Below are 23,389 nucleotides of genomic sequence, written 5' to 3' on the forward strand. Positions count from 1 at the left end.
TTTGTGCTATCTTTGCAAGCATCATTGGAATGCTAAGTTTAGAATAATATGTTTGGGTGCAGTATGAAACACGTAATTATAGTTGGTTTATCCATGTTGTGTATGGCCGCTCATGCACAAAAGATAAGCGTTGATAGGATTGAAGAGGATGGGCTTCATCAGATAATGACAACAACAAAGAAATTTAAAGTTGATGGTGTTGCGTTTGATATCGGCATGAAAATATTTGAGGGGAAATATAAAACTACTTGGTATTTACTTGTAGCTACGCACCATAGTATGGCTCCTTCGTGTGAGGTGGTCATAAAACTGGGCAATTGTGAATCTTTGTGTCTTCCTTGCAAAAATCTGAATGTTGGAAAAATAGATACTCCGGGTTATGGGATACCTATTGGGAGTATAACGAAAATTTATCCATCAGGTGAAGCGGATTATTTTTCTGCAATATTCGAACTCACCCCGAATATAATCAATAAGATAGAAGAACACGGTATCATTAAGCTACGGGTATCTACAGGAACAGAATTCCTTGATAGGGAGTATATTAAAAACCAGCTTGGCAGTTATTTGGAAAAGTGCCGAAGTGTTATTTTGAAAAAGATGAAAGATTCTTCTATTAATAAAGACATTCTTGATGATTTCTAATTATTAACAGAAAGTGGATATGAATTAGGTGGTCGCAATTTGCGACCACCTAATGTTTAAGATCTCAAATTCTTGCTTAGGCAAGCGTCCCATAGGGCCGAGCGGTGATCTTAGAAGTTTTGAAGTCACATTTTGTGACATCAAAACCTGAAGATATTTCACCATATGTGAGTGAATGTCTAAGGGGATGGAAGCCCATGTGCTAAATTGTCTTAATATATATCCTGCATCTTTTGTTAAGTGCAGGATTATTTGTACTTTTTAGAATGTTATTATATTGCTAATAGGTCAGTCCAAATTGCCAGAGGGGGATGATGTTGGTATGGCCTGTTTCGATATCGTCTTTTACTACGTAGCCTTGGGCTACATTTTGTATCTGCTTCTGCTTCTTGCTCTTTCCGCCCACCTCAAAGGTCTTGCCGTCTATTTCGAAATCGCTTATTCGTGAACTGATGACATCAGTAGTTACACGCATCTGATTGTAGAAGAAAGTCTCGCGGATGTTGCCAATGTCGGTACTCTCATGTCCAAGTACATAGGCCAGGTTCGTGTTGTCAAGATATACTTTCTCTACCTTTCCTAAACCACGTATGCCGCCAGTGTCGTCGCGTAGTTGTCCTATCATACCAGCCTGTTCCATGTAGAGGAAGTAGTCGGGTAGCACGTTGCGACTTACACCTATCACTGTGGCCAACGACTCCATGACAGGTTTAAAGGGTACGCTCTGTGCTATCACGGCCAGTAGCTTCTTTAGTTTGCGGCCTGTTGATGCGTTCATATTCGCATATTGGGGGATGTCTACCTCCATTGTTTGGTTGATAACCTGGCGTAAACGCATCTCATAGCCACCCTCGTTTGCAAATGGATAGTAGCCGTTTTTTAGATAATTCCTGAATAGGGGCAGTGGATGATTGATGGTATCAAGTTTCGCTTTATGCTCCAGGATATCGTTGATGGTATATACCGGGGCGGTTATGTTATGAAACAATGCCAGATATTCTCGGAACGAAAGTCCCTGCATAGTGAATATCAGCGTACGTCGGCTAAGGTCGGATGCTCCCTTTGTGATATCAAGTATTGATGAGCCTGTGAATCCAACCTTCAAGTCAGGATGAGAGTCATAGATGAGTTTCAATTCTCGCGACCAGTTCTCGTATTTATGAATCTCGTCGATGAATATCTGCTCACCACCGTCTTTTACAAACTCATCTACTGTGTCGATAAGTGTGTGGGTTGAGAAATACAGATGGTCGGCGGCTACATATAGCATGTGTCGCTTGTCTCTGTTCTCTTTGATGTATTGTAGGATCATTGTTGACTTTCCCACACCACGTGGCCCAACAAGTCCAAACATTCTCGACTCCCAACTCACCTGATCGTACATATACCGATGGAATGTTGAAGTGGTTAACTTCAACTGACTCTCCATAAATTCAATAAGCGAAATATCCATAATCGTTATATTTTTTGCTGCAAATATAATAAAAATGCACTATAACAGTGCATAAAATGAAAGAAAAATGCACTAAAGTAGTGCAATTTAACGATTTTTTGCGGAAAAACACTATGGAAATAAATTTTCTTGATTGGCAAGCCTTCTGCTAAATAGTCTTAATATCTATCCAGCATTTTTTGTTAGGTGCAGGATTATTTGTACTTTTGTGTACTTAAATTAATTTGAATTAATCAATGGCTAAGAACAACAAAAACCAAATAGAGGTTGAACCGGTCACAAAATGTGACCAGTTAGGAATAATATTTGGACTGTTATAATAAGATATGTAATATATGGAAACAAAAGACATAAAACAACTTCAGTATGAAAACAAAAAACTGAAGAAGGAGTATGGTAGGCTGCTTGAAGAGATTCAGCGCTTATGGAGATTTAAGAAGGAAACAAAGCTGTTTTCTTCTGAGTATATGAAACGTCTGCAGCAGACTGACCTTAGGAAAAAGGTGTTTGAAGGTACTGACTTTACTATTTTTAAAGGCATTAATGAAAGCGATAGCAGGCAGTTTATGCTTTACAATATAGAAAAGATAATTGGTCAGCAGCCAAATGGTGATGCAGCCCAGAAGTACGTGTCGCAAATATATGGTGAGAAAAAACTGTTGGATTTAGACGAACCATTCCCGTTTATACCTATGGAGAATGTGGATGGCTGGCTTCTTGATATGGTAAGGCTGATGGGATGCTTGATGGGGCAGAACCCTTGGGGAAAGTGCTTTTCGTTAAGATGGCTCAGCTCTAGGTTTGAGGCTGGAACTGGAGACGATCCGTATCAGTTCTCACCAGAAAACGAAGAACTTTTGTATTGGCTGGAGGTTACGGAATATAGAAGAATAGCTGCGCTTGTCGCCAAGATGGTAGAAAGTATAACTATGCTCGAATACCAGAGAATATCTTCGGCTGTTTATGATTATATATGGGAGAAACTACATGGCTTTATCCCTGATTGGGCCAATGTAGACCAATGTAATTCGTATATCAATAGCCTGCTTGATATAATAAATAATGTAAACGCCCATATCAAGGAAGGTGCACAACGTGGGCTCTGTATCGAAGAAGTTGGGCTGATTGACTCACTTTGGGGTGATGTGAATCATACCTACCATAAAGACTATTTAGCTGCAACTAAGGAGATTTGGCAGAAGATAAAGCCTGTTCGTGATAGTTTTTGTGATGGCAGCAGGAATCGAGAGAATTATCAATTATTCGTTAACGATATGCTTAAAATTGCTCTGCCGATTGCAGAGCAATACAATCTTGACATGGAACTTGACGATGAACATAGTCTACCGTTGAGTTATCTTAAGTATTGGTTGGAATCAATTTATTGTTACGATGATTACCGCCTTGAATAAAGAACCACTAATACCACGTGGCGACTATTCGCCAGTAGTACGTGATAGGATTAACCGGTTAAAGCAAGATGCCGATCGGTTATTCTCATTGGGTGCAGTTCGAAAGCGATGTCAGCAGGCTTTAGTGCAGTTTTACGCCAATCTTAAGCCAGAACCATACGTAGATCTGCGCACTCAGCTATCTAACAATAGGGAGTATCGCTTTGCGCAAAGTCTTACGCTTACCTATAGATCTACCAACGATAGACTGGTACAATGGGCAAAGGGGTGCATGAGCGAATATCTGCTGCAAGAAGCTATTGAGGAGCGCGAGCGGTTGATTGAGAATTTTGCGCGTATTAAACTTGCCAGCCGCTGGTATCAGATGAAAGACGATGATGAGGCTTGGCGTGTGTTCTCGCAAAACATACCCTATGACGATGCCGACAGGGAGAAAGAAATAGATGAGTTTTTTGAAACGCTGGATATCCTTTGTATCCTGACAGATGTGATTAACGGCCATGCTGCAGAGTACGGACTTGATGTAGACTACCATACGCGTACTTTGACGGGAGTTTTAGCTTCAGAAAAAGCGGTGAAATACTGGGAACGACTGGTAAAACAGCAGTTTGTTGACCAGCACTACATGCTATTGGCAAGCACTACTCGCCAGCAAGCAATGTATATTGCAGAACTATTTGCAGAAAAGCTGGAACTGGAAACCAAATGGAAAACTTTTGAAGACTTCTGGGGTATCAACAATCTGGCCCAGGAAAAGCATAAATGCACAGAGTTAGGTAAGTTACCTGCCCGCTATGATGATATCGATGTGGTTTTTAAGGATTAATGTAACTGCCTGATAATCAATATAAGTATCCCCTATATAGTCCCTACTATAGCCCCTATTATAGCCCCTATATAGGGGCTTTTTTTGTTTTAATAACTGTACCTTTGCCATTGATAATTAAAATTAATGTTGAATCCGAGTGGGGTGGGAGTCCTCTGAGGTGAAAAGCTGCAGCAATCATGCTCTTCTCACAAAACACTTGGAAAAGATGAAACAAGTAGTATTGCGTATCGACGACGCAGCTTTTGAGAAGTTTATGGGTATGGTTGATCTGTGCCCGATGGTAGAGGTGCTGAATGTTTGCGGCACTGGCGACAAGAAACTTACCATTGATGCCTATGTGGCATCGGCCATTCGCGAAATGCGACAGGCCCTGGCCTTTAAAAATCCCTGCGACTATGCTTACCTGATGGTGGCTATGAACGAGAGCGTGGTAAAAGGATTGCCCTTTTTCTATACCCCCAAAGATTTTATCGACTATATGCACCAATCGGATTTTGATAATCTGCCTGGTCGCACCACTATCTACGATACCATAGCTAAGGTAAAAGGCAAGTACCCCGACTGGACGTTTACCGATAGCCCCAAAGCCAGCGAGGCACTACGCAGAAAGAACTTGGTGAAGCGATTTTTGAGTGCCTTTATGAGGGCTCAAAGCAATAAGTCGGACGGTTGGTCGGACGAAGCTTAAAGGTGTCGGACGATACGTCGGACAATAGAAAATAAAGCCTTCGTGGGGTGAATTTTTATTGCGAACTTTGCCGATGAAATCAGCGAGAACAGGCTGCACCTCAGCAATTCGAGCGAGCTCGATTGCATTCGGTTTGCACTGTCCTTGCACTGTCGAAAGGAAAAAACGACGCAAATTTAAAATTAAAAGTTATGGTAAGACAAAGTATTTTTGAAAAGAGAAAAGGCGGTCAGTTCATCTACGAAGATGAAGACCTGATGAGAGTACAGTGCTTGGAGCATGATGCCGAGAGCGTGATGTGCCAACTGGAGAACAAGTTAAGCCAACCGTTGCTGTTTATGCTTAACCAACAGCTGTTAGGGTTCAGCAGTCAGATGCAGCAAGAACTGGCAATGGATATGGTTGACTATGTGTGCGACGACGTGATACGAATGACGGGATGCCCATCGGCTGATTACGTATTGGAAACGTGTTACGCATGGATAGAGGAAGAGAGGGAGGTGTAGCGTGATGGAACAGATAGTTAATGCCTATCACATTAAGGTGAACAAATGCTGCGCATCGTGCAAGCATAAGGAAAGCCAGAATGATGGTACAAGGCAGTGCACTAAGACGGGGCAGATGGTAGAAAAGAAATCGGTATGCTCTGAGTGGGAAATGAACGACTGTCTGCGCAATGCAGGCTTGCAAAAGGGAGCCGTGGTTCGCCTGAAAGGAACTCAAATAGTACTAATCAAATAAAAAAGTAAAGTTATGAAGAAAATGACAAAGATTGAAAAGATGGTGCGCATGTTTAGCGGCACCGACGATATTGAAAAGCAGTTTGCTAATGATGTACAGACTTGGGGTGATGAGTTTACAGCTATAGCCGATAAGCTCGACATCCGTAACCCTTGGGATCAGGCTGTGCTGGTAGCTATTCTGACCAACATGTTGGCATGTATAACGGTTAACGCCATGTTTGATGGTGTGAACTTGGAGAAGGCTATACGTGATAACTATTATGATGCCTTGAAGGAATACAAGAAACAGGCTGCAAGGGAAATTGCGAAAGGTAACATCTAAGAAAGGTAAGTAAATAACCGAGTCGAAGTGTGGTGGAGGAAGTCTACGTAGTGAAAATGGCCAAATTCTAACACAACCCTTCACTCATCAATTCGACAAGTTATGAAAAAATATATTGCTATTGACGAAGAGGTTCTTGTGCGCCTCGTTGAAGGAAAGCGCGTAGAGGGTTCACTACATCGTGACAAGTTTACGGGAGTGATAACATTTAATGCCTATAAGCGTAAGTCGCGTAATTGCGCGAACGACCGCCTGGTAAAAAAGTTGCCATGGGGCTGGGTTAAGGAGAGTATACAGCGTATCAAGGTGTATGGCAGTTTCCCCAAAGAATTGGGTGCTGCAGCAGTGATGGGGCTGATGGACGATCACCATCGCGACGCCAAGAATGCGATGATAGAACGTGAACTGATTGAATTCTGCTAAGGCTTAATTCGAAATTGATAATTGAAAATTTAAGATTATGTTTTGCTATCAGAAAAACTTTAGTAACCCCACCTTGCCGGTAGATGAGGCTCAGTTCTGGGCTCTTGTTAAGGGCACCAAGTGGAACGAGAATATCGATAAGTATCGTGAAACGGGTGATGCAGCGTTGAAACGCAAACTGCCTGCATTCATCTTCCAGGCTACTTTCGACGAAACAACATCGGCCAAAGGTAGATTAGGTGCCTGGCGCAAACAGGCAGCCACCCGCTTAACGGGCCTGGTGGTGATGGATCTCGACCATATCGAGAACCCGTTAACCCTGTATCAGGGCTGGATAGATAAGGGCCTCGACCTGAAGGCATTGGGCATTGTTCTCGTGTATATCACACCCAGTGGAAAGGGATTGAAGATTGTGTTCAAGGCCCGACTGGATTGGGGCAACCTGATTGATAATCAGCACGCTATGGCCAAACTGCTGGGCGACGAGGTGGTAGTGGATGAGGCCTGCAAAGACTCGTCGAGAATGAGTTACATTTGTAAATATACCGATATTTTATTTATTGATAAAGAACTGTTTAGTTATGAGAACCAAGAGTATGCTGAGCGATATACTGCTCTATATCGAGACGGTCGCTCACAGAGCGAGAGTGCGAATCTTCCAGAAACATCAACTCCCATCGAGCATAGTAACGAACCTGTAATGTGGCGTGGATATGATGTACAGTGTATTATTGATAAGCGCTATGGCGATAAGCTGCCATGCCGAGAGGATAGAAACCGACATAACGAAAGCCTCAAGTTGGCCTCTGATCTGCTCACACTACTCGACGGCGATAGGGTTGATGTGCAGCGAGTGCTCGAAAAGCAGACGTGGGTACAGGAACTCATCAGCGAGGGCGAAAGGATGGAGAACACCATATCGAGTGCCGTTGAGCACAAACGCGATAAGGAGAAGAAATTCCTTAATCAGCTGCCCAGTAAACCCATGCTTGAGGCTATCCAGGAGGTTACGGGTAAGACGTACCAGGAGATTACGAAGGGCACGAAAGCGTCAACGGCGGCGGTGCTGAAGGATGATACCATGGCACAGATGCTGTGGGAATGGGGTGAAGAGATTGAGGCCCTGAGTGAGTACTATCCAGCCCTGAAGGATGTGTGCAAGGGCTTGAAGCACAACCAGTACCCAGCGGCCCTGTTTGTAGCAGGCGGCCTGTTGATGACGCTGATGACACGATGCACGTATCGCTTTTACCATCGTCCAGAGGAATTGCGACGATTGAACAACTCAACGCTGATTATCGGCGATCCAGCAAGTGGTAAGAGTTTTGCCACCCGCTTGTTTAAGCTGCTGGCAGCACCTATCATCGAGGCTGATAAAGTAGGTAAGGAGGCCATTAATGCCTATCGTGAACAGATGCGCACCAAGGGCGCCAACAAGGAGAAGCCTAAGAAACCTAAGGTGATTGTACGTGTACACCCCGCACGAACCAGTAATGCCCAGTTTATTCAGGACATGGTTAACAGCGTAGAGGAGGTGGATGGCGAGCCCATGCAGCTGCACATGCTGACGTTTGATACCGAGCTGGACAACACCATCTGCGTGCAGAAAGGTGGTAGCTGGATCGACAAGCAGAGCATGGAACTGAAGGCGTTCCACAACGAGGAGGATGGACAGGCTTACTCTAACAACGACTCTATCCTGCAGGATTTCTTCGTAACCTGGAACTACATCTACACGGGTACGCCCATCGCGCTGAAAAAGAAGGTGAACGCGCAGAACTTCGGCTCAGGACTGGCCACCCGACTGACCTGCATTCCGCTGCCCGCTACCAACTTTAAGATGATGAGTCGTGAAAGCAATGTGGATTACGATAGCGACAACCGCTTAAAGGAATGGGCTAAAAAGCTGGATCGTACCAAGGGCGAGCTCTCAGTTCAGAAGCTGGTGGATGAACTCTACGACTGGACAGCCCGTCGAATGGCCGATGCTGAAGAGAACGACAGCAAAGCCGACGAGATGCTGCTAAAGCGTTGTGCCTACCATGGCTTGAACTTCTCGGCTCCGTTTATTGTGATGCGCCACTGGGGCGATCTGCATCAGGAAGGCAACTACTGGTGTGGTACATTCGAAACGGACGAAATCGATTGGCGATTGGCAGAATTGATAGTAAACATACAGTACGCCTGCCAGCGTTACTACTTTGGTGCGATGGCCGAAACCTACTTCGACAACAAACTGAAGGATGTCAGCGTAAACGTTCAGCGTCGTCAGAAAACCTACGAAGGTTTCGAACGCTTGCCCGATGTGTTTACAACCGATGATGTGGTGCGTTGCTTCCAGCTTAAGAGTGCTGCTACAGCCTATATGCGTATCAGCCGACTAACCAAGGACCGACTGATAGAAAAGGCAGAAGACTATGTTGAAGATGGTTGCGCCAAGGTGCGCTATCGTAAAACCGGTCTGCTCATGATCTAACGTCCTAACATCCTAACAAACTAACATTAAGAAAATGGAACAGATAGTACAGTTAAACAGTAAAGCAAACCTCTCCGAGCATTTTGTGCTCGGGGAGTTCACCAGGAGCAAGTATCCTGAGGTGTATAACATTCCCAGTCATGAGGTTATAGCCCATTTGAAAAACCTCTGCACTTGGCTGGAGGTTCTGAGGGAAAGATCCTCGCAACCGATTATCATTAACTCTGGTTATCGATCGCCTCAGTTGAACAGAAAAGTTGGTGGAGCCCCAACCAGTAATCACTTAACGGGCTGTGCGGTGGATATCCGCACTAATGGCATGGAACAGGCCATCTGCTATGCGGCCATCCTTATCGATTATGCTAAAGAGACGCAGCAGGATTATGACGAACTGCTGATAGAAAAGAATCGCTATGGTGCCGTGTGGTTGCACTTCGCCGTGCGCCCCAAAGATAATCGTAGAAAGGTGGCGTTTATACAAGCGTAGTATAAATGATATAAGCAGTTATTGCTTATAGGCGGCGAGTTTGTTGAGGCAGTACTGGCGGAAGTCGGACCAGTGGTAGTAGGGGGCGCAGTCGGTGGAGATGGGGAGGGTGGCCTCGACCTCGTTGAGCAGTACTTTTACGAGCACATCCTTATCCTTGGGATTGCTGCGGTAGAAGATGAACTGCAGGTTGCTGGCCATCGGAAACACACTGCTGCACCACCAGCCATGGCCCTCGAGCTCGTCGAGGTTGTCGGTAGAGAAATCAAACCCGTTAACACCTATGAGACATACCAATGGGAGCAGTACGGTTTCGTGACCGAAACGCAACTGTGCACCAGGATCGGGTAGTTTGATGCAGCTGTCGGCATCGGCAATCATCTTCTTAAGCAGGTGGCGCTGCGTGTAAGGCTGGTTGCCACCGTTAAGTTTGCAGGCGCCATGCTGCAGATACCAGTAGGCGTTGTCGACCTGCCACATGCGATACAGATCGTTGGTATTAAAAAGACCAATAAGGTTGGTGTTGCGATTAAAGTTGGTGTTGAGCTGGAAGAGTCCCATCTTCATGAGATAATAGCTGAAGTCCTCCTGGTTTACAAACTCTTCGGCGATATCGGGATTCTTGAATATCAGCTCCATCAGTCGGGTGTTACCCATACGGGTGGCGGTATAGGCGTCTAAGGCTTTCTGAGCCTCAGGGGTCATATAGCTCTTACGTAATTTCTTGTCCTGATAATTCATATACCACTGGGTGCGCTTTGAGGCCTGCATGGTGATGTGCAGCTGCGGGCATACCTGCAGCATCTCCATGGCTAAAGAGCCCATCGACTCGATGCAACGGGGCACAACGGTGCTGATACAGGTAACGTTGGCGCCTGGATGGAACACCTCGGGGAAGCGTTCGGCCATGCGGCGACCTATATTCTGCATCTGCTGTTTGCCATAGCCGGTAAGTTCGCCCCAGCGGCCTTCGGTGTTGCGCATGATATTGTTCATGTGGCGCAGTACCTGCTGGCCTGTAGGTGTAAGCTCGTCGAGGCTGTCGGCATGCAGCATCATGAAGTAGGGGGTGTCGAATCCGCTGCGATTGCTGATGTAGCGTGAACCATGGCGACCATAGTGCGAGATATAGAACGGCTTTTTGTCAGCGGGGGCTGGTGTGAGCTTGGCGGTGATGCTATCGGGATACACATCGTAATTGCATGATGCGTAGGATGGGCGCTGCTTGATCAGGTCGATAACACTTTGGGCCACAGACAGCCTACAGCTGCTTACGGCCAGTATCAACAGGAGCGTGTATTTGATTTTGGTGTTCATGAAATGTTATCTTTTTTTGTGGCTGAATCGACGGTTCTCGTAGCGATAGATTTTGCGCAGATAGTAGCGCTTAACATCCTTCCAGTGGTAGTAGGGGGCGCAATCGGTTTTGATGGGCAGGCGTGCCTCCTCGCCGTTGAGCAGTACTTTTACCAGCACATCGGGATCGTCGTGATTGGCGCGATAGTGAATCATGATAATGCTGCCACCTAAGGGGGCGATGCGATAGTTGGCCCAGCCATAGGCTTCGAGCGAGTCGAGGTTGTCGGTATGCAAACCGCAGCCATTAAGCTCCATCAGGCAGGCCATCGACATGATAACTTGCTCGTTGGTGTAGCGCAGGTGCATCAGTGGACTATAACGTTTAAGCACGCTGTCGCCCATGTGCATCATATTACGCAGGGTGGCGCGCTGCAGGTAGGCCTGATAGCCGCCATTAAGGGTGCAGCCACCATAGTTAATATAGTGCCAGGCGTTTTGCTTGCGCCAATGCTGGTGAATCTCCTTATCTGTAAAAATGTCCCAGAGGGTAACTTTTTTATTGATGTTGGCATGCTGCACGTTACCTGCCAGAATAAACAACTGGCGGGCCAGCTTGGGTACATCGATGCTTGAAACCACGTAGAAGGGATCGTTAAAGAGCGACTGCATCAGGCGGTTGTCGCTCGAGTTGAGCGATACAAAGCGATTGTAATGCAGCATGGTGAGCGAATCGGTACGCTGCGAGGTAAGTATCTTATCTTCGGGACACATAAAACGATTTTCCTGTACCGAAGCCTTGCTACGGGCAATGATGGGGTGGTGCATGGCCGAGAGTTGCAGCAGCCCCTCCTGCATGGTCATAATGCAGCGGTTCTCAACAATACTGCGCACGCTGTAGTAGCCATCGGGGGTGAACATATCGGGGTAACGATCAACCAGTTGCTTTACCATGTCGCGCGACTGCTGGGCGCCGATAGGGGTGAGCTCGCCATCGCGATCCTGCGCATCCTGGCACAGTAACTTGATACGGCGGAACACATCCTTACCCAGCTTGGTAAGCTTGCCTAAGCTGTCGGCCTTTGCAAAGGTGGCGTAGGTATCGGTATAGTAATCCTTTTTATCGAGATAATACGAACCCGGGCAGCCGTAGTGGTTGATGTAGAATGGTCTTTTACCGGCGGGCGCGGGGGTATCCTTAGGCATCTTGCCTATGGGGAGTGCATAGAACATACCTGCCGCACGGTTAGGGTCGGCCTGCAATTCCTTTTCCACCGATTGCGCCTTAACGCCTGCAAAAGCAGCTGTTAAGGTGATGAAAAATATGAGTAGACGTTTCATTGCTTAGGGCATTTATAGAGCTTTGGCTGCAAAATTAGTGATTTTTTGGCAATATACCAAACTGCGCACTAAAAAAGTACGTAACTTTGCAACTATTTTCGTACCTTTGCCAGCGTATGGAAAAGAATAAGGTATATAAGGATTTGTTTGTAGACTTTGACGACACGCTCTACGACACCCATGGCAACTCGGAGATTGCCATACGCGAAACGTTCGAGTATTACCAGCTGGGACGCTATTTTGCTGACCCTCAGGTGTTTTACGATGCTTACTGGGAGGCGAATATCGACCTTTGGGGTCGCTACTCGAAGGGTGAGATTACGCGCGACTACCTGATAGTGGAGCGATTCCGCCGACCCTTGAGTGTGGGCATGGGTGATGCTGCTACCGAGGCGTACTGCCTGGAGATGAGCGACCAATTTCTGGCGTACTGCAGCAATAAGCCCGGCACGGTGAAGGGTGCACACGAGTTGATGCAATACCTGCGCGAAAAGGGCTACCGTATGCACATGACGAGCAACGGATTCCACGAGGTGCAGTACAAAAAACTGGCTGCCTGCGGTTTGCGCGACTATTTTGATACGATTGTGCTGAGCGAGGATGCGGGGGTAAACAAACCTGCTGCGGGCTATTTTGAGTATGCTTTTAAGCAGACAGGAGCCAAGCCCGAAACAACGCTGATGATAGGCGACAACCTGCAAACCGACATTAAGGGCGCGATGGCCGTGGGCATAGATGCGCTGCTGTTTAACCGTTGGGGATACGACATAAAAAGTGGAGACCCTGAGGCCCCCACTTACACAGTATCTGATTTACTTGATATCAAACAGATTATTTAAAGATTACTTAGCATAAGCTACAGAACGTGTTTCGCGGATAACGGTAATCTTTACCTGACCAGGATAGGTCATCTCGTTCTGAATCTTTGTAGCGATATCGGCGCTGAGGGCCTCGCTCTCGGCGTCGTTCATCTTATCGGCACCTACAATCACACGGAGCTCGCGACCAGCCTGGATGGCGTAGGTCTTGGTAACACCGGGATAGCTCATAGCGATGGCCTCGAGGTCGTTCAAACGCTTGATGTAAGCCTCTACAATCTCGCGACGTGCACCAGGACGGGCACCTGAGATGGCGTCGCACACCTGTACGATAGGAGCCAGCAGTGTCTGCATCTCCATCTCGTCGTGGTGAGCACCGATGGCATTGCAGATATCAGGCTTCTCCTTAAACTTCTCGGCAATCTTAGCACCGTAGATAGCGTGTGGCAACTCGCTCTCCTCGTCGGGTACCTTACCGATATCGTGCAGCAATCCGGCACGCTTAGCCTTCTTAGGATTCAAGCCAAGCTCGCTGGCCATAACGGCACACAGGTTGGCTGTTTCGCGCGCGTGCTGCAGCAGATTCTGACCGTATGATGAGCGGTACTTCATCTTACCGATGATGCGGATGAGCTCGGGGTGGAGACCGTGAACACCCAGGTCGATAGCGGTGCGCTTACCAGTCTCGATAATCTCGTTGTCGAGCTGCTTCTTAACCTTGGCAACTACCTCCTCGATACGTGCAGGGTGGATACGGCCATCGCTCACCAGCTGGTGGAGTGCCAGGCGGCAAACCTCACGGCGAACAGGATCGAAACCAGAGATAACGATTGCCTCAGGAGTATCGTCGACAACGATTTCAACGCCTGCGGCGGCCTCGAGTGCGCGGATGTTACGACCCTCGCGACCGATGATGCGACCCTTCACCTCGTCGTTCTCGATGTGGAACACGCTTACCGAGTTCTCGATAGCGGTTTCGGTAGCTACACGCTGAATGGTCTGGATAACTATCTTCTTGGCCTGTGCGTTAGCGTTCAGCTTGGCCTCGTCCATAATCTCGTTGATGTAGCTGGCAGCGGCAGTCTTAGCCTCGTCCTTCATCGACTCAACCAGGCGGTTCTTAGCCTCTTCGGCGCTGAGACCTGATACCTCCTCGAGCTTCTCGCGCTCCTTGAGCTGCATCTTCTCGAGCTCCTCGGCCTTTACAGAGAGCAGCTTCTTCTCGTTCTCGATGCGCTGCTGCTGATTGTCGAGTTCGTTCTTACGGCGGCCCAGTTCTTCCTGGCGCTGGTTGAGCGAAATCTCGCGCTGCTTGAGTTTGTTCTCACTCTGCTGGATGTGCTGGTTGCGCTGCTGCACCTCCTTCTCCAGCTCGCTCTTCTTATTGATGAATTTTTCCTTCACCTCGAGCAGTTTTTTCTCTTTGATGACGTCGGCCTGCTTGGTGGCAGTGTCGATCATTTCATTGTATTTCCCCTTCAGAACGTAGCGGAATACAAGGTATCCGCAGACTCCTCCTAATGCGAGGGCGCCTGCAGCGATCAGTAGTACAATAATGATATCCATATAAAATCTATGTTAATAAAATGATATTCTCACTTAAGTGCCTCCTCTATTTCAGAAGTCAACTTAGTGAGAATACTATTGTAGGGATCAGTGTCGTGGTTGCCGCGCTCACGCTCGTACATCAGGGCGATATCAATCAGCGTCATGAGCGCTATGGTATGCTCGCCCTTCTTACCCTTATAAGCCTGCGAATAGGCGTTATAACGGTCGGTAATGAGTTTGGCTGCCTTACGATAGAATTCCTCGTCGGAACGCTTGATGGTTACTTCGATTTCTTCGTCGTAGACGTGCAACCTGATATGTAGTTTCTCGTTATTCACTTCTGTCATTGTGGGCACCTTTTATTTATTGTTCGTCGCTCAGAATGGCTATGCACTGATTTACCGTTTTTATCATCTTGGTGACGCGGGCTTTTGCGCCTTCAAGATCACCGTCGGTAATCTGCATCATCTTAGCCATCTTCAGTGAATTGTAATCATTCTGTGCCTGAGTCAATTTGGCCTGCAGGTCGGCTATGTCCTGCTTACCCTTTTCGATTTGTGCCAGAAGATCTTCGTTCTCCTTCTTCAACTGCTTGAAGTGGAGAATCATCTGTCTTACACGCGTTTCGAACGCCAATATCGTTTGCTCGTTTGCACTCATGATGTAACTATTTGGTGTACAAAGTTATATAATTTATCTTTTAAAGTATAGCGTATCAGCTATCTTTTAAGATATTTTAAACCTTTTACTTGTCGTCCTGTGCGGGCTTGGGTTCTTTCTTAGCCAGCATCACCACCTTGAACACAAAGTCGGTTACCCACTTCTGTGAGAAACCTAAGCGACGGTTGTACTCGCGAACGGCTACCACGCTCTTCAGTACAGCGGGGTCGGTAAAGTCGTTCTTGGTAAAGATGTCGTTCACGGTCTTCTCGGTCATGGTGTAGAGTGCCTTCTTCATGAATCCGGGCAGGCGGAGCTTAAACTTCATCAGGTTGCCGGTAAGCATCATGATGTCCTGAGTAAAGCCCTGGAACTGCAGCAGGTAGGTCTGTGCATCCTGAACCTTCTTGCAACGCTTGCGCAGGCTTGAGTCGATCTCCTTAAAGAAATCGTCGTCCATGCCGTACATCTCCTTGAGCATCTTTTTACAACGGGTGCGCTCGCCAACACCTAACTTATTGTTTACGGTAGCTACCTTGAGTGTGGTTTTAAACACACGCAGGTCGGGCAGGGCAGCGAGGTTGGTAATTCCCAAGTCGGCTGCCATGGCTGCCTGGAAATATACGCGAATCAGCGTCATGAAATCCTCCATGCCGCCAACCTTCTGTTCGCTGTTATTGCCAAATAATTTATTCCAAAATCCCATAAAAATCTATTTATAATTACAAATCGACTGCAAAATTAATAAAAATTAGGCACGGATTACGCGGATTAACACAGATTAATAATAATTTTATATAAAAAATCCGTGTAATCCGTGTAATCCGTGCCAAAAACTGTATCTTTGCACCAAATTTTAAATATCAACGTATGAAAGGAATTGTTTTAGCTGGTGGTTCAGGTACACGCCTTTACCCCATTACTAAGGGCATCAGTAAGCAGCTGATACCTATTTTCGACAAACCGATGATTTACTACCCCATATCGGCACTGATGCTGGCTGGTATCCGCGAGATTCTGATTATCTCGACTCCACACGACCTGCCAGGCTTTAAGCGCTTGCTGGGCGACGGATCGGATTACGGTGTGCATTTTGAGTATGCCGAGCAGCCATCACCCGATGGACTGGCACAGGCATTTATCATAGGCGAGAAGTTTATTGGCGACGACAGCGCCTGCTTGGTGCTGGGCGATAACATCTTCTACGGTTCGGGCTTTACAGGCCTGCTGAAGGAGAGTGTTGAGAATGCCGAAAAGCGCGATCAGGCCACTGTGTTCGGTTATTACGTGAACGACCCCGAGCGCTACGGCGTGGCTGAGTTTGATGCCGAGGGTAACTGCCTGAGCATTGAGGAGAAGCCCGAGCACCCCAAGTCGAACTACGCCGTGGTAGGTCTTTATTTCTACCCCAACAGCGTGGTTGAGATTGCCAAGCACATCAAGCCATCGGCTCGTGGTGAGCTGGAGATTACCACCGTTAACCAGGAGTATCTGGCACAGAAGAAACTGAAGGTGCAGACCTTGCAGCGTGGCTTTGCCTGGTTGGATACCGGTACACACGATTCGCTCTCGGAGGCTTCGACCTTTATCGAGGTGATTGAGAAGCGCCAGGGCCTGAAGGTGGCTTGCTTGGAGGAGATTGCCTTTAAACGTGGCTGGATAAGCAAGGAGAAGCTTGAGGAAGTGGCCAAACCGATGGCCAAGAACGATTACGGCAAGTACTTGTTAAGCTTAGTAAAATAAAAAAAGAAATCCCGCATTTTTAAGTGCGGGATTCTTTTTTGTTATTGCTGTGGGTACTCGAGTGTTGCTTTGGCAAGTGATAGCGGGTTACCCATATCGTACATACGTCCGCGTAGCCTTACACCAACCATGCCACTGCGCTTGCGAACAGCCTCGAGAGCTGCGGTAAGCTCAATCTCGGTTACGTGGTCGCCCTCAATCTCCTTCTGCATGATGTCCTCGTGCAACTGCGAGAATACCTCGGGGGTAAGGATATATTGTCCGAATACGCTGTAGTACTCCTTGTCGCCTTTCTTGTTGCGTACACCTAAGAACTCCTCGGCATAGCTGGCCTTGGGTTTCTCGCACATAGCGTTCACGTTCAGGATGGTGTGATCGTTATCCTCCCAAACACCGTGCAGAATGCCATAGCGGCTCACTTCGGCCAGGGGGATAGGATGGATACTTACCATCAATCGGTTGTAGCGCTCGTAATCCTCGATCATCTGTAAGGCACAAGGCTTATTTGAATCGCTGCGATACAGTGTATCACCCAGCAACAGCAATACGGGCTCGTTACCTGCAAACTGTGCTGCCTGGTAAACAGCATGACCAAAGCCACGCTTTTCGCGCTGATATACGTAGTGCAGCTTCTTACCTATATCTAATATATGATTCTCGTACTCCTGGGCTTCGGGGTTCAGCTTGCGCAGATGCTCATCGGGCAGGGGATGCTCGAAGAAGTCGGCATACTGCTGGCGCTCCTCCTCGGAACCTAATACCAGACAGATTTCCTCGATACCACTCTGGATAAGCTCCTCGAGCAGAATGAGTATCACCGGACGTACCATGCCATCGGGACATGGGATGGGGAAGAAATCCTTCTTGATAACACGCGTGGCGGGGTAAAGACGTGTACCGAAACCTGCCACGGGCACGATAGCACGGCGCACGGTGTGTACGGGCTTGAGTGTGAGCGTGTAGGCTTTCATGCCATGCGCATTGAGATAATCGGCCACCTTTTGCTGCGACTCGGCATCGCGCGCCAGGAACTGTACCGAACCATCGCCATGCGAACCTACACCTTTACCACCCCAAACCAAAGGCTGGATGTTGGGATCGTTCAACGTGGCGTGCAACTTGGGCGAGTGCAGGGCTTCGGACATAGGCGCAATCTTCTCGTCGAACATCGCCTCGGCCTCGGTCATCAGTTTTCCTAAGCTCTCGGCATCGCCGGCAGCCATGTATTTGATGGCACGATCGACGATATCCAGGTTAAGCTGTCCCAGAGCTTCGTGCTCGGCACGTTCGGCATCGCTATTGGGGAAGGGGTAGGCCTTGTTCAGATCCGACAGAATCTTGATGGTATCCTTCTCGGCGCACAAATCAGCGAACACCCAGTGCAAGGGTTTCTTGACGTTCAGCGAGCGTACCTCGATCTCGTCGCCATCAAAGGTCATCAGGTTAGGCTTTACACCAAATGCGCAGGCCTGGTCTAAGCGGCCGCAACGGCTACTGGTGCGCAACTCGCCTAAGTATGCAATGTTCATCTCGCCTAACGTGTTGAGATTCAGATTATATAACTGATTAAAAGCGCGTGCCACCAGCACACAGATGGCGGCCGACGACGACAAGCCACTCTTCATGGGCAGCGTCATATCGGTGATGCGAATGCGCACACCGCCAACCTTATACCACTCGAGCATGTACGATGCCACACCCGCACAGTAGCAGAAGAATGATCCACTTTTTGCAATACGCTTTAGTTCTGTCTCGTCCATGCGACAGCTGAAATCCTGCCACACGCTTTTAATCTCATCGGCTGTGCTGTAAAGCTCAAAAATGCTCGACTTCTCTACTTCGGCGTAGATTCCCTGTTCGATACCCGTCACGATAGCTGCTCCAGGTTTAATGTCGGCATTCATTGTTCGGTAGTGTCCCGCCCAGTCGGTATGTTCACCAAACAGACACAGGCGTCCTGGTACGAATAGTTTCATATTTTTTCCTTTTTAGGTTACTTCGATACTGCAAAAGTAGTAAAAAAATGTCACAATGTTAAGATTTTGAGCATTTTTTTTGGTGATTTGGATAAAAATATCTATTTTTGCCGCAGATTATTAACAATTTAAATGATTATTGCCTATCGAAACAAACTCTACTCAATTTTTAATTTTTGAGCATATGAGTACATTTACAAGTATGACTGACCAGGAATTAGTTCAGGCTTACCTAGATGGTAATAACCATGCATTCGACGAGTTACTCTCACGCACCCAGGACAATATCTTCAGCTACATTATACGTGTAGTGAAGGATGAGGAGTTGGCTAACGAATTGTTTCAGGAAACGTTCCTGAAGATTATCAGCAAGATACAGAACCACCAGTATACCGAGACAGGTAAACTGCAGTGGTGGATGATTCGCGTGGCACATAACACGGTGATTGACTACTATCGCGACCTGAAGAAGAATTTTGTGGTAGATGCGCCTAAGGAGAACGATCTGAGTGCCGTGAAGGGCGAAGAGGTGATAGATGTGAATCGCGAAACCGAGCTTACCAACCAGCGCACGCTGAAGCAGTTGGTGCTGCTGATGAATGCCCTGCCTGCACCACAGCGCGAGGTGGTGTATATGCGATACTTCCAGGATATGTCGTTCAAGGAGATAGCCGAGGAGTTGGGATGCAGCATCAATACATCGTTAGGACGTATGCGTTACGCCCTGATCAACATGCGCAAATACTCGCGCGAATACAATCTTAATCTCAGCTTAGAGTGAACGGAGCGACTTGATGATGCCCTCGGGATCGGCTGCGCCAAACACGTAGCTGCCACTTACCAGCACATCAACTCCAGCTTCGACCAAGCGTGGGGCTGTCTGGCCCTGCACACCACCATCAACCTCGATGAGTGCGTGGCTGCCTTTCTCGGTGATCAGCTGGCGCAGGCGCTTTACTTTATCGATGGTGTTCTCGATAAACTTCTGTCCGCCAAAGCCTGGGTTTACGCTCATCAGCAGTACCATATCCACATCGTTAATAATATCCTCTAACACGCTAACGGGCGTGGCGGGGTTCAGTGTTACACCGGCTTTCATACCAGCCTGGTGAATCTCCTGAATGGTGCGATGCAGGTGTACACAAGCCTCGTAGTGCACATTCATCATCATGGCACCCAACTTGGCTGTCTGTGCAATGTAACGCTCAGGGTGCTCTATCATATAATGTACATCGAGTGGCTTTTTGCAAGCTTTTGCTACTGCCTCGAGTACGGGGAAACCAAACGAGATGTTGGGTACGAACGATCCGTCCATCACATCCAGATGAAGCCAATCGGCCTCACTGCGATTAATCATGTCGATGTCGCGGTCGAGATGCAGAAAATCTGCGGCAAGTAATGATGGTGATACTAATGCCATAATTTTTTAAGTTAGTTCAGGTTCGACGTTTTGTTGCAGTTACTACGATAGGTGTATGCAACAAGACGAATGAGGTCGAGCGTTTGCTTGCGCGGCTTGTACGTCTTCTCGCTGAACATGTTGTCGTCTGGAGTAAAAATCTTCATAGGCAATCTGTTTTTATTGTTCTACCTATTATAGTAACGCAAATATACCTTATTTTATTATATAATTATCGAAATTTTTAATGCCATTCAGGAAATCTTTGCCATTCATGCGCTTTTTTCCTGCCAACTGCAGCTCCTCGATCATCAGCAACTCGTCGGCTGCCTTGATGCAGGGCTTGCGGTCGATAATGGCGGTGTGACCGAGCTCGCCGGTGGTATTTCCGGTTTTGTTGGTCTTGAAAATCTTCAGCACCGTTTCCTTACCATCGGGCGATACCAGTGTGGTCCAGGCGCCGGGGTAGGGCGAAAGACCGCGGATAAAGTCGTAAACTTGCTTGGCTGGCTGGTTCCAGTTAATCTGGCAGGTCTCCTTGAATATCTTCGGTGCTGCGTGCAGCTCGCTACCTACGGGAATCATCTGCTCCTGAGGAATGCTCTCGGGGTGTCCGTCGGCAGCGATAATTTTTTCTAATGTCTCCAGACAGATCTCGGCACCCAGGTTCATCAGTCCGTCGTACACATACTCTACGTCGGCTGTGTCGGGGATAGCGAAGGGCTTCTGCATGATGATGCGACCGGTGTCGATATCGTGGTCGAGGAAGAAGGTGGTTACGCCTGTTTGTGTTTCGCCGTGAATCACCGCCCAGTTGATGGGGGCTGCACCGCGATACTGTGGTAGCAAAGCGGCATGTACGTTAAAGGTGCCGTAGGCGGGCATATCCCAAACCACCTCGGGCAGCATGCGGAATGCTACTACCACCTGCAGGTTGGCCTGATACGAGCGCAACTGCTCTACAAACTCGGGATCCTTCATCTTTACGGGTTGCAGTACGGGCAAGTTGTGCTCAAGAGCATACTTCTTAACTTCCGATGGCTGCATCTCAGTCTGATGGCGACCAACGGGTTTGTCGGGCTGAGTTACTACAGCCACTACATTATAATCGTTCTCAACCAGAGCCTGCAGTGTTGGCACCGCAAACTCGGGTGTTCCCATAAAAATAATACGCAAATTTTCCTTCTTCATTTCTTTTATTTTTTTGGGGGGCACGGATTTACGCGGCTCTCTTTAAGAGAAACGCTGCTTCCTTCGCAGCCAGCCGTGTCTTTTTTTAAAAAGCAGTGTTAATCCGTGCCTAAATTTTAATCTTCCGACATATCGGCCACCATTTTGCGATACATGGTGTAGATGCGCTGGCGCGAGATGTAACCCTTCAGACGGTTCTCGGCATCGAGCACGGGGAGCCAGTTGGCACCGGTGCGGTCGAAGGTGCGCATCACCTGTCGCATCTGCATGCCATCCGTGAGCAGTGCTTTGGGATCGGTCATCAGCTGCGACGCCTTGAAGTGGTGATAGAGTTCTATTCTGAATACTACGTTTCTGATTTTCATAATGTCGATCTCGCCCAGCAATTTGCCGCCTGCATCGAGCACGGGCAGTACTGTGGAGTGGCTGCGACTGATTTTGTGTACAATCTCGTTCAGCTCCATATCGGGCTCAACACCCAGATAGTCGCGCTCAATTACCGAGTCGAGATTCATCAGCGTCAGCACAGCGTGGTCGGTATGGTGGGTAAGCAGTTTTCCCTGCTTGGCCAGGCGCGAGCCATAGATGCTGTGAGGCTCGAAAATGCTGATGGTCATATAGGCCACTACGCTCACAATCATCAGCGGCATAAACATCGAGTAGCCGCCAGTCAGCTCGGCTATCAGGAAGATACCCGTAAGCGGCGCGTGCATCACACCCGACATCACACCTGCCATACCCAGCAGCGCAAAGTTCTTCTCGGGCACATACACACCGATGGAGTTGATGTTCCAAAGTCGCGAAAAGAGGAAGCCGGTAAAACAGCCGATAAACAGCGATGGTGCGAATGTTCCACCGCAGCCGCCTCCGCCATTGGTGGCCGATGTGGCTACTACCTTGGTAAACAGTACCAAGGCGATATATACCAACAACAGCGAACCCTGCCCCGAGAACATCGAGTTGTTGAGTATGCGGTTCCAATCGTCGGCATTCTGTCCGTTCAACAGCAGGTTAATGCTGCTGTAGCCCTCGCCGTAGAGGGCTGGGAACAGGAAGATGAGCAGACTAAGCGTGGTACCACCGATGGCCAGCTTTACGTAAGGCTTATCCTTGAATTTCGAGAACACATCCTCGCAGGCGCCCATCATGCGGATAAAGTAAAGCGAAACCAGTCCGCAGGCAATGCCTAAGCCTATGCAGGCCGGTATGCGCTCCACGCTCCACTCGCTATCCAGATGGAAGGTAAAGAGCGATGAGTCGCCACTGAAGATATAGGTAAACACGGTGGCTGTTACGCACGATACCAGGATAGGTAGCAGGGCCGACATGGTCATATCTATCATCAGCACCTCGAGCGTAAACACCAGTCCGGCTATCGGGGCCTTAAAGATACCGGCGATAGCACCTGCAGCACCGCAACCAACCAACGTCATCAGCATTTTTCGGTCGAGGTGGAACAGCTGACCCAGGTTTGAACCGATGGCCGAACCTGTAAGCACGATAGGTGCCTCGGCTCCTACCGATCCACCAAAGCCGATGGTGATGGCCGAAGCGATGACGCTCGACCAGCAGTTGTGCGATTTCAGTCGCGAACGGTTGGATGAGATGGCATAGAGAATGCGCGTGATACCGTGCGAGATGTTATCCTTTACGATATAGCGTACAAACAGCGACGTGAGATAGATACCCACAACGGGGTAAACCAGGTAGAGCCAGTTGGCACGACTCTGGTTGAACGAGCTGGTGAGCAGCGTTACAATCTGGTTGATAATCCAGTGCAGCACAAAGGCAGCCACGGCGGCGAAAAAGCCCACAAGCAGGGCGAGGATAATCATAAACATCCTCTCGCTTACGTGCTCCACGCGCCAGTCGTGCAACCGCTTCAGCCACTCCGGTCTTCTATCTGTTACTGTTGTCTCCATCTTTTTATTTTTGGCAC

25 protein-coding genes are annotated in these 23,389 nt (G+C 48.0%); 13 read left to right on the top strand and 12 right to left on the bottom strand.

The window, feature by feature from the left end; all coding sequences use genetic code 11:
* The first annotated feature begins 63 nt into the window (after positions 1-63).
* A complete protein-coding gene (locus tag T499_RS0100645) occupies positions 64-645 on the top strand; it encodes a hypothetical protein (RefSeq protein ID WP_157054455.1) in 582 nt (193 codons plus the stop codon).
* A gap of 280 nt (positions 646-925) precedes the next feature.
* On the opposite strand, the gene T499_RS0100650 is transcribed toward T499_RS0100645, so the two are convergent.
* Positions 926-2,098, bottom strand: coding sequence for an ATP-binding protein (locus T499_RS0100650; RefSeq protein ID WP_033149370.1), 1,173 nt, complete (start codon positions 2,096-2,098; stop codon positions 926-928).
* A gap of 335 nt (positions 2,099-2,433) precedes the next feature.
* Here T499_RS0100650 and T499_RS0100655 point away from each other — a divergent pair, with 335 nt between their 5' ends.
* The 9 genes from T499_RS0100655 to T499_RS0100695 all read left to right on the top strand — a co-directional run bounded on the left by T499_RS0100655 (position 2,434) and on the right by T499_RS0100695 (position 9,478).
* Positions 2,434-3,510 (top strand): hypothetical protein, encoded by a 1,077-nt coding sequence (locus T499_RS0100655; RefSeq protein WP_033149371.1) that lies wholly within the window; start codon positions 2,434-2,436, stop codon positions 3,508-3,510.
* Between the two features lie 124 nt (positions 3,511-3,634).
* Positions 3,635-4,336: a hypothetical protein gene (locus tag T499_RS0100660; RefSeq protein ID WP_157054456.1), complete on the top strand. Its 702-nt coding sequence runs from the start codon at positions 3,635-3,637 to the stop codon at positions 4,334-4,336.
* Positions 4,337-4,544: 208 nt separating this feature from the next.
* Complete coding sequence (locus T499_RS0100665; protein ID WP_033149373.1) at positions 4,545-5,027, top strand: hypothetical protein; 483 nt, start codon at positions 4,545-4,547, stop codon at positions 5,025-5,027.
* A gap of 191 nt (positions 5,028-5,218) precedes the next feature.
* Positions 5,219-5,533, top strand: coding sequence for a hypothetical protein (locus T499_RS0100670; protein ID WP_033149374.1), 315 nt, complete (start codon positions 5,219-5,221; stop codon positions 5,531-5,533).
* A gap of 4 nt (positions 5,534-5,537) precedes the next feature.
* The gene (locus T499_RS0100675) at positions 5,538-5,768 is read left to right on the top strand and encodes a hypothetical protein (RefSeq protein WP_033149375.1); all 231 of its coding nucleotides are present in this window, start codon (positions 5,538-5,540) and stop codon (positions 5,766-5,768) included.
* Between the two features lie 12 nt (positions 5,769-5,780).
* Positions 5,781-6,092, top strand: a complete 312-nt coding sequence (locus T499_RS0100680) for a hypothetical protein (protein WP_157054457.1) — start codon at positions 5,781-5,783, stop codon at positions 6,090-6,092.
* A gap of 102 nt (positions 6,093-6,194) precedes the next feature.
* Positions 6,195-6,515: a hypothetical protein gene (locus T499_RS0100685; protein WP_013063110.1), complete on the top strand. Its 321-nt coding sequence runs from the start codon at positions 6,195-6,197 to the stop codon at positions 6,513-6,515.
* 37 nt (positions 6,516-6,552) lie between these two features.
* Positions 6,553-8,991 (top strand): BT4734/BF3469 family protein, encoded by a 2,439-nt coding sequence (locus T499_RS0100690; RefSeq protein ID WP_033149377.1) that lies wholly within the window; start codon positions 6,553-6,555, stop codon positions 8,989-8,991.
* Positions 8,992-9,025: 34 nt separating this feature from the next.
* The gene (locus T499_RS0100695) at positions 9,026-9,478 is read left to right on the top strand and encodes a YcbK family protein (protein WP_052173245.1); all 453 of its coding nucleotides are present in this window, start codon (positions 9,026-9,028) and stop codon (positions 9,476-9,478) included.
* 18 nt (positions 9,479-9,496) lie between these two features.
* Here T499_RS0100695 and T499_RS0100700 read toward each other — a convergent pair whose 3' ends face one another.
* Positions 9,497-10,795, bottom strand: a complete 1,299-nt coding sequence (locus tag T499_RS0100700; RefSeq protein WP_052173247.1) for a histidine-type phosphatase — start codon at positions 10,793-10,795, stop codon at positions 9,497-9,499.
* 6 nt (positions 10,796-10,801) lie between these two features.
* Entirely contained in the window at positions 10,802-12,115 is a 1,314-nt protein-coding gene (locus tag T499_RS0100705; protein ID WP_033149378.1) for a histidine phosphatase family protein, read from the bottom strand.
* A gap of 116 nt (positions 12,116-12,231) precedes the next feature.
* Between T499_RS0100705 and T499_RS0100710 the strand changes: the two genes are divergently transcribed.
* Positions 12,232-12,954, top strand: a complete 723-nt coding sequence (locus T499_RS0100710) for a YjjG family noncanonical pyrimidine nucleotidase (protein WP_013064425.1) — start codon at positions 12,232-12,234, stop codon at positions 12,952-12,954.
* A gap of 3 nt (positions 12,955-12,957) precedes the next feature.
* Here the strand turns inward: T499_RS0100710 and rny are convergent, their stop codons facing one another.
* From rny to T499_RS0100730, 4 genes are all read right to left on the bottom strand, one after another.
* A complete protein-coding gene (gene rny, locus T499_RS0100715) occupies positions 12,958-14,499 on the bottom strand; it encodes a ribonuclease Y (RefSeq protein ID WP_013065465.1) in 1,542 nt (513 codons plus the stop codon).
* Between the two features lie 29 nt (positions 14,500-14,528).
* Positions 14,529-14,828: a cell division protein ZapA gene (locus tag T499_RS0100720; RefSeq protein WP_013063326.1), complete on the bottom strand. Its 300-nt coding sequence runs from the start codon at positions 14,826-14,828 to the stop codon at positions 14,529-14,531.
* 16 nt (positions 14,829-14,844) lie between these two features.
* On the bottom strand, positions 14,845-15,141 hold the full coding sequence (locus T499_RS0100725; protein WP_013063458.1) for a hypothetical protein: 297 nt from the start codon (positions 15,139-15,141) through the stop codon (positions 14,845-14,847).
* Between the two features lie 85 nt (positions 15,142-15,226).
* Positions 15,227-15,847, bottom strand: coding sequence for a hypothetical protein (locus T499_RS0100730; protein WP_013064067.1), 621 nt, complete (start codon positions 15,845-15,847; stop codon positions 15,227-15,229).
* 164 nt (positions 15,848-16,011) lie between these two features.
* Between T499_RS0100730 and rfbA the strand changes: the two genes are divergently transcribed.
* Positions 16,012-16,884 (top strand): glucose-1-phosphate thymidylyltransferase RfbA, encoded by an 873-nt coding sequence (gene rfbA / locus T499_RS0100735; protein WP_033149379.1) that lies wholly within the window; start codon positions 16,012-16,014, stop codon positions 16,882-16,884.
* Between the two features lie 41 nt (positions 16,885-16,925).
* Here the strand turns inward: rfbA and T499_RS0100740 are convergent, their stop codons facing one another.
* Positions 16,926-18,860, bottom strand: coding sequence for a sugar phosphate nucleotidyltransferase (locus T499_RS0100740; RefSeq protein WP_033149380.1), 1,935 nt, complete (start codon positions 18,858-18,860; stop codon positions 16,926-16,928).
* Between the two features lie 184 nt (positions 18,861-19,044).
* Between T499_RS0100740 and T499_RS0100745 the strand changes: the two genes are divergently transcribed.
* The gene (locus T499_RS0100745) at positions 19,045-19,641 is read left to right on the top strand and encodes an RNA polymerase sigma factor (protein ID WP_033149381.1); all 597 of its coding nucleotides are present in this window, start codon (positions 19,045-19,047) and stop codon (positions 19,639-19,641) included.
* On the opposite strand, the gene rpe is transcribed toward T499_RS0100745, so the two are convergent.
* The 4 genes from rpe to T499_RS0100760 all read right to left on the bottom strand — a co-directional run bounded on the left by rpe (position 19,633) and on the right by T499_RS0100760 (position 23,372).
* Positions 19,633-20,283, bottom strand: coding sequence for a ribulose-phosphate 3-epimerase (rpe, locus tag T499_RS0100750; protein WP_091861373.1), 651 nt, complete (start codon positions 20,281-20,283; stop codon positions 19,633-19,635). The genes T499_RS0100745 and rpe overlap by 9 nt on opposite strands.
* Before the next feature lie 8 nt (positions 20,284-20,291).
* Positions 20,292-20,426: a hypothetical protein gene (locus T499_RS15045; protein WP_255327352.1), complete on the bottom strand. Its 135-nt coding sequence runs from the start codon at positions 20,424-20,426 to the stop codon at positions 20,292-20,294.
* 49 nt (positions 20,427-20,475) lie between these two features.
* A complete protein-coding gene (gene fmt, locus T499_RS0100755) occupies positions 20,476-21,450 on the bottom strand; it encodes a methionyl-tRNA formyltransferase (protein ID WP_033149383.1) in 975 nt (324 codons plus the stop codon).
* A gap of 116 nt (positions 21,451-21,566) precedes the next feature.
* Positions 21,567-23,372 carry a chloride channel protein gene (locus tag T499_RS0100760; RefSeq protein ID WP_033149384.1) on the bottom strand — a complete coding sequence of 602 codons (1,806 nt, stop codon included), beginning with the start codon at positions 23,370-23,372 and terminating at the stop codon, positions 21,567-21,569.
* Positions 23,373-23,389 lie beyond the last annotated feature (17 nt).

This window comes from Prevotella sp. RM4 (assembly GCF_000701965.1).
GTDB classification, from domain to species: domain Bacteria; phylum Bacteroidota; class Bacteroidia; order Bacteroidales; family Bacteroidaceae; genus Prevotella; species Prevotella ruminicola.

Excerpts from the sequence above, each read along its gene's own strand:
- T499_RS0100645 (WP_157054455.1), top strand. The coding sequence starts at position 64 with ATGAAACACGTAATTATAGTTGGTTTATCCATGTTGTGTATGGCCGCT.
- T499_RS0100650 (WP_033149370.1), bottom strand. The coding sequence starts at position 2,098 with ATGGATATTTCGCTTATTGAATTTATGGAGAGTCAGTTGAAGTTAACC.
- T499_RS0100655 (WP_033149371.1), top strand. The coding sequence starts at position 2,434 with ATGGAAACAAAAGACATAAAACAACTTCAGTATGAAAACAAAAAACTG.
- T499_RS0100665 (WP_033149373.1), top strand. The coding sequence starts at position 4,545 with ATGAAACAAGTAGTATTGCGTATCGACGACGCAGCTTTTGAGAAGTTT.
- T499_RS0100670 (WP_033149374.1), top strand. The coding sequence starts at position 5,219 with ATGGTAAGACAAAGTATTTTTGAAAAGAGAAAAGGCGGTCAGTTCATC.
- T499_RS0100675 (WP_033149375.1), top strand. The coding sequence starts at position 5,538 with ATGGAACAGATAGTTAATGCCTATCACATTAAGGTGAACAAATGCTGC.
- T499_RS0100680 (WP_157054457.1), top strand. The coding sequence starts at position 5,781 with ATGAAGAAAATGACAAAGATTGAAAAGATGGTGCGCATGTTTAGCGGC.
- T499_RS0100685 (WP_013063110.1), top strand. The coding sequence starts at position 6,195 with ATGAAAAAATATATTGCTATTGACGAAGAGGTTCTTGTGCGCCTCGTT.
- T499_RS0100690 (WP_033149377.1), top strand. The coding sequence starts at position 6,553 with ATGTTTTGCTATCAGAAAAACTTTAGTAACCCCACCTTGCCGGTAGAT.
- T499_RS0100695 (WP_052173245.1), top strand. The coding sequence starts at position 9,026 with ATGGAACAGATAGTACAGTTAAACAGTAAAGCAAACCTCTCCGAGCAT.
- T499_RS0100700 (WP_052173247.1), bottom strand. The coding sequence starts at position 10,795 with ATGAACACCAAAATCAAATACACGCTCCTGTTGATACTGGCCGTAAGC.
- T499_RS0100705 (WP_033149378.1), bottom strand. The coding sequence starts at position 12,115 with ATGAAACGTCTACTCATATTTTTCATCACCTTAACAGCTGCTTTTGCA.
- T499_RS0100710 (WP_013064425.1), top strand. The coding sequence starts at position 12,232 with ATGGAAAAGAATAAGGTATATAAGGATTTGTTTGTAGACTTTGACGAC.
- rny (WP_013065465.1), bottom strand. The coding sequence starts at position 14,499 with ATGGATATCATTATTGTACTACTGATCGCTGCAGGCGCCCTCGCATTA.
- T499_RS0100720 (WP_013063326.1), bottom strand. The coding sequence starts at position 14,828 with ATGACAGAAGTGAATAACGAGAAACTACATATCAGGTTGCACGTCTAC.
- T499_RS0100725 (WP_013063458.1), bottom strand. The coding sequence starts at position 15,141 with ATGAGTGCAAACGAGCAAACGATATTGGCGTTCGAAACGCGTGTAAGA.
- T499_RS0100730 (WP_013064067.1), bottom strand. The coding sequence starts at position 15,847 with ATGGGATTTTGGAATAAATTATTTGGCAATAACAGCGAACAGAAGGTT.
- rfbA (WP_033149379.1), top strand. The coding sequence starts at position 16,012 with ATGAAAGGAATTGTTTTAGCTGGTGGTTCAGGTACACGCCTTTACCCC.
- T499_RS0100740 (WP_033149380.1), bottom strand. The coding sequence starts at position 18,860 with ATGAAACTATTCGTACCAGGACGCCTGTGTCTGTTTGGTGAACATACC.
- T499_RS0100745 (WP_033149381.1), top strand. The coding sequence starts at position 19,045 with ATGAGTACATTTACAAGTATGACTGACCAGGAATTAGTTCAGGCTTAC.
- T499_RS15045 (WP_255327352.1), bottom strand. The coding sequence starts at position 20,426 with ATGAAGATTTTTACTCCAGACGACAACATGTTCAGCGAGAAGACGTAC.
- fmt (WP_033149383.1), bottom strand. The coding sequence starts at position 21,450 with ATGAAGAAGGAAAATTTGCGTATTATTTTTATGGGAACACCCGAGTTT.
- T499_RS0100760 (WP_033149384.1), bottom strand. The coding sequence starts at position 23,372 with ATGGAGACAACAGTAACAGATAGAAGACCGGAGTGGCTGAAGCGGTTG.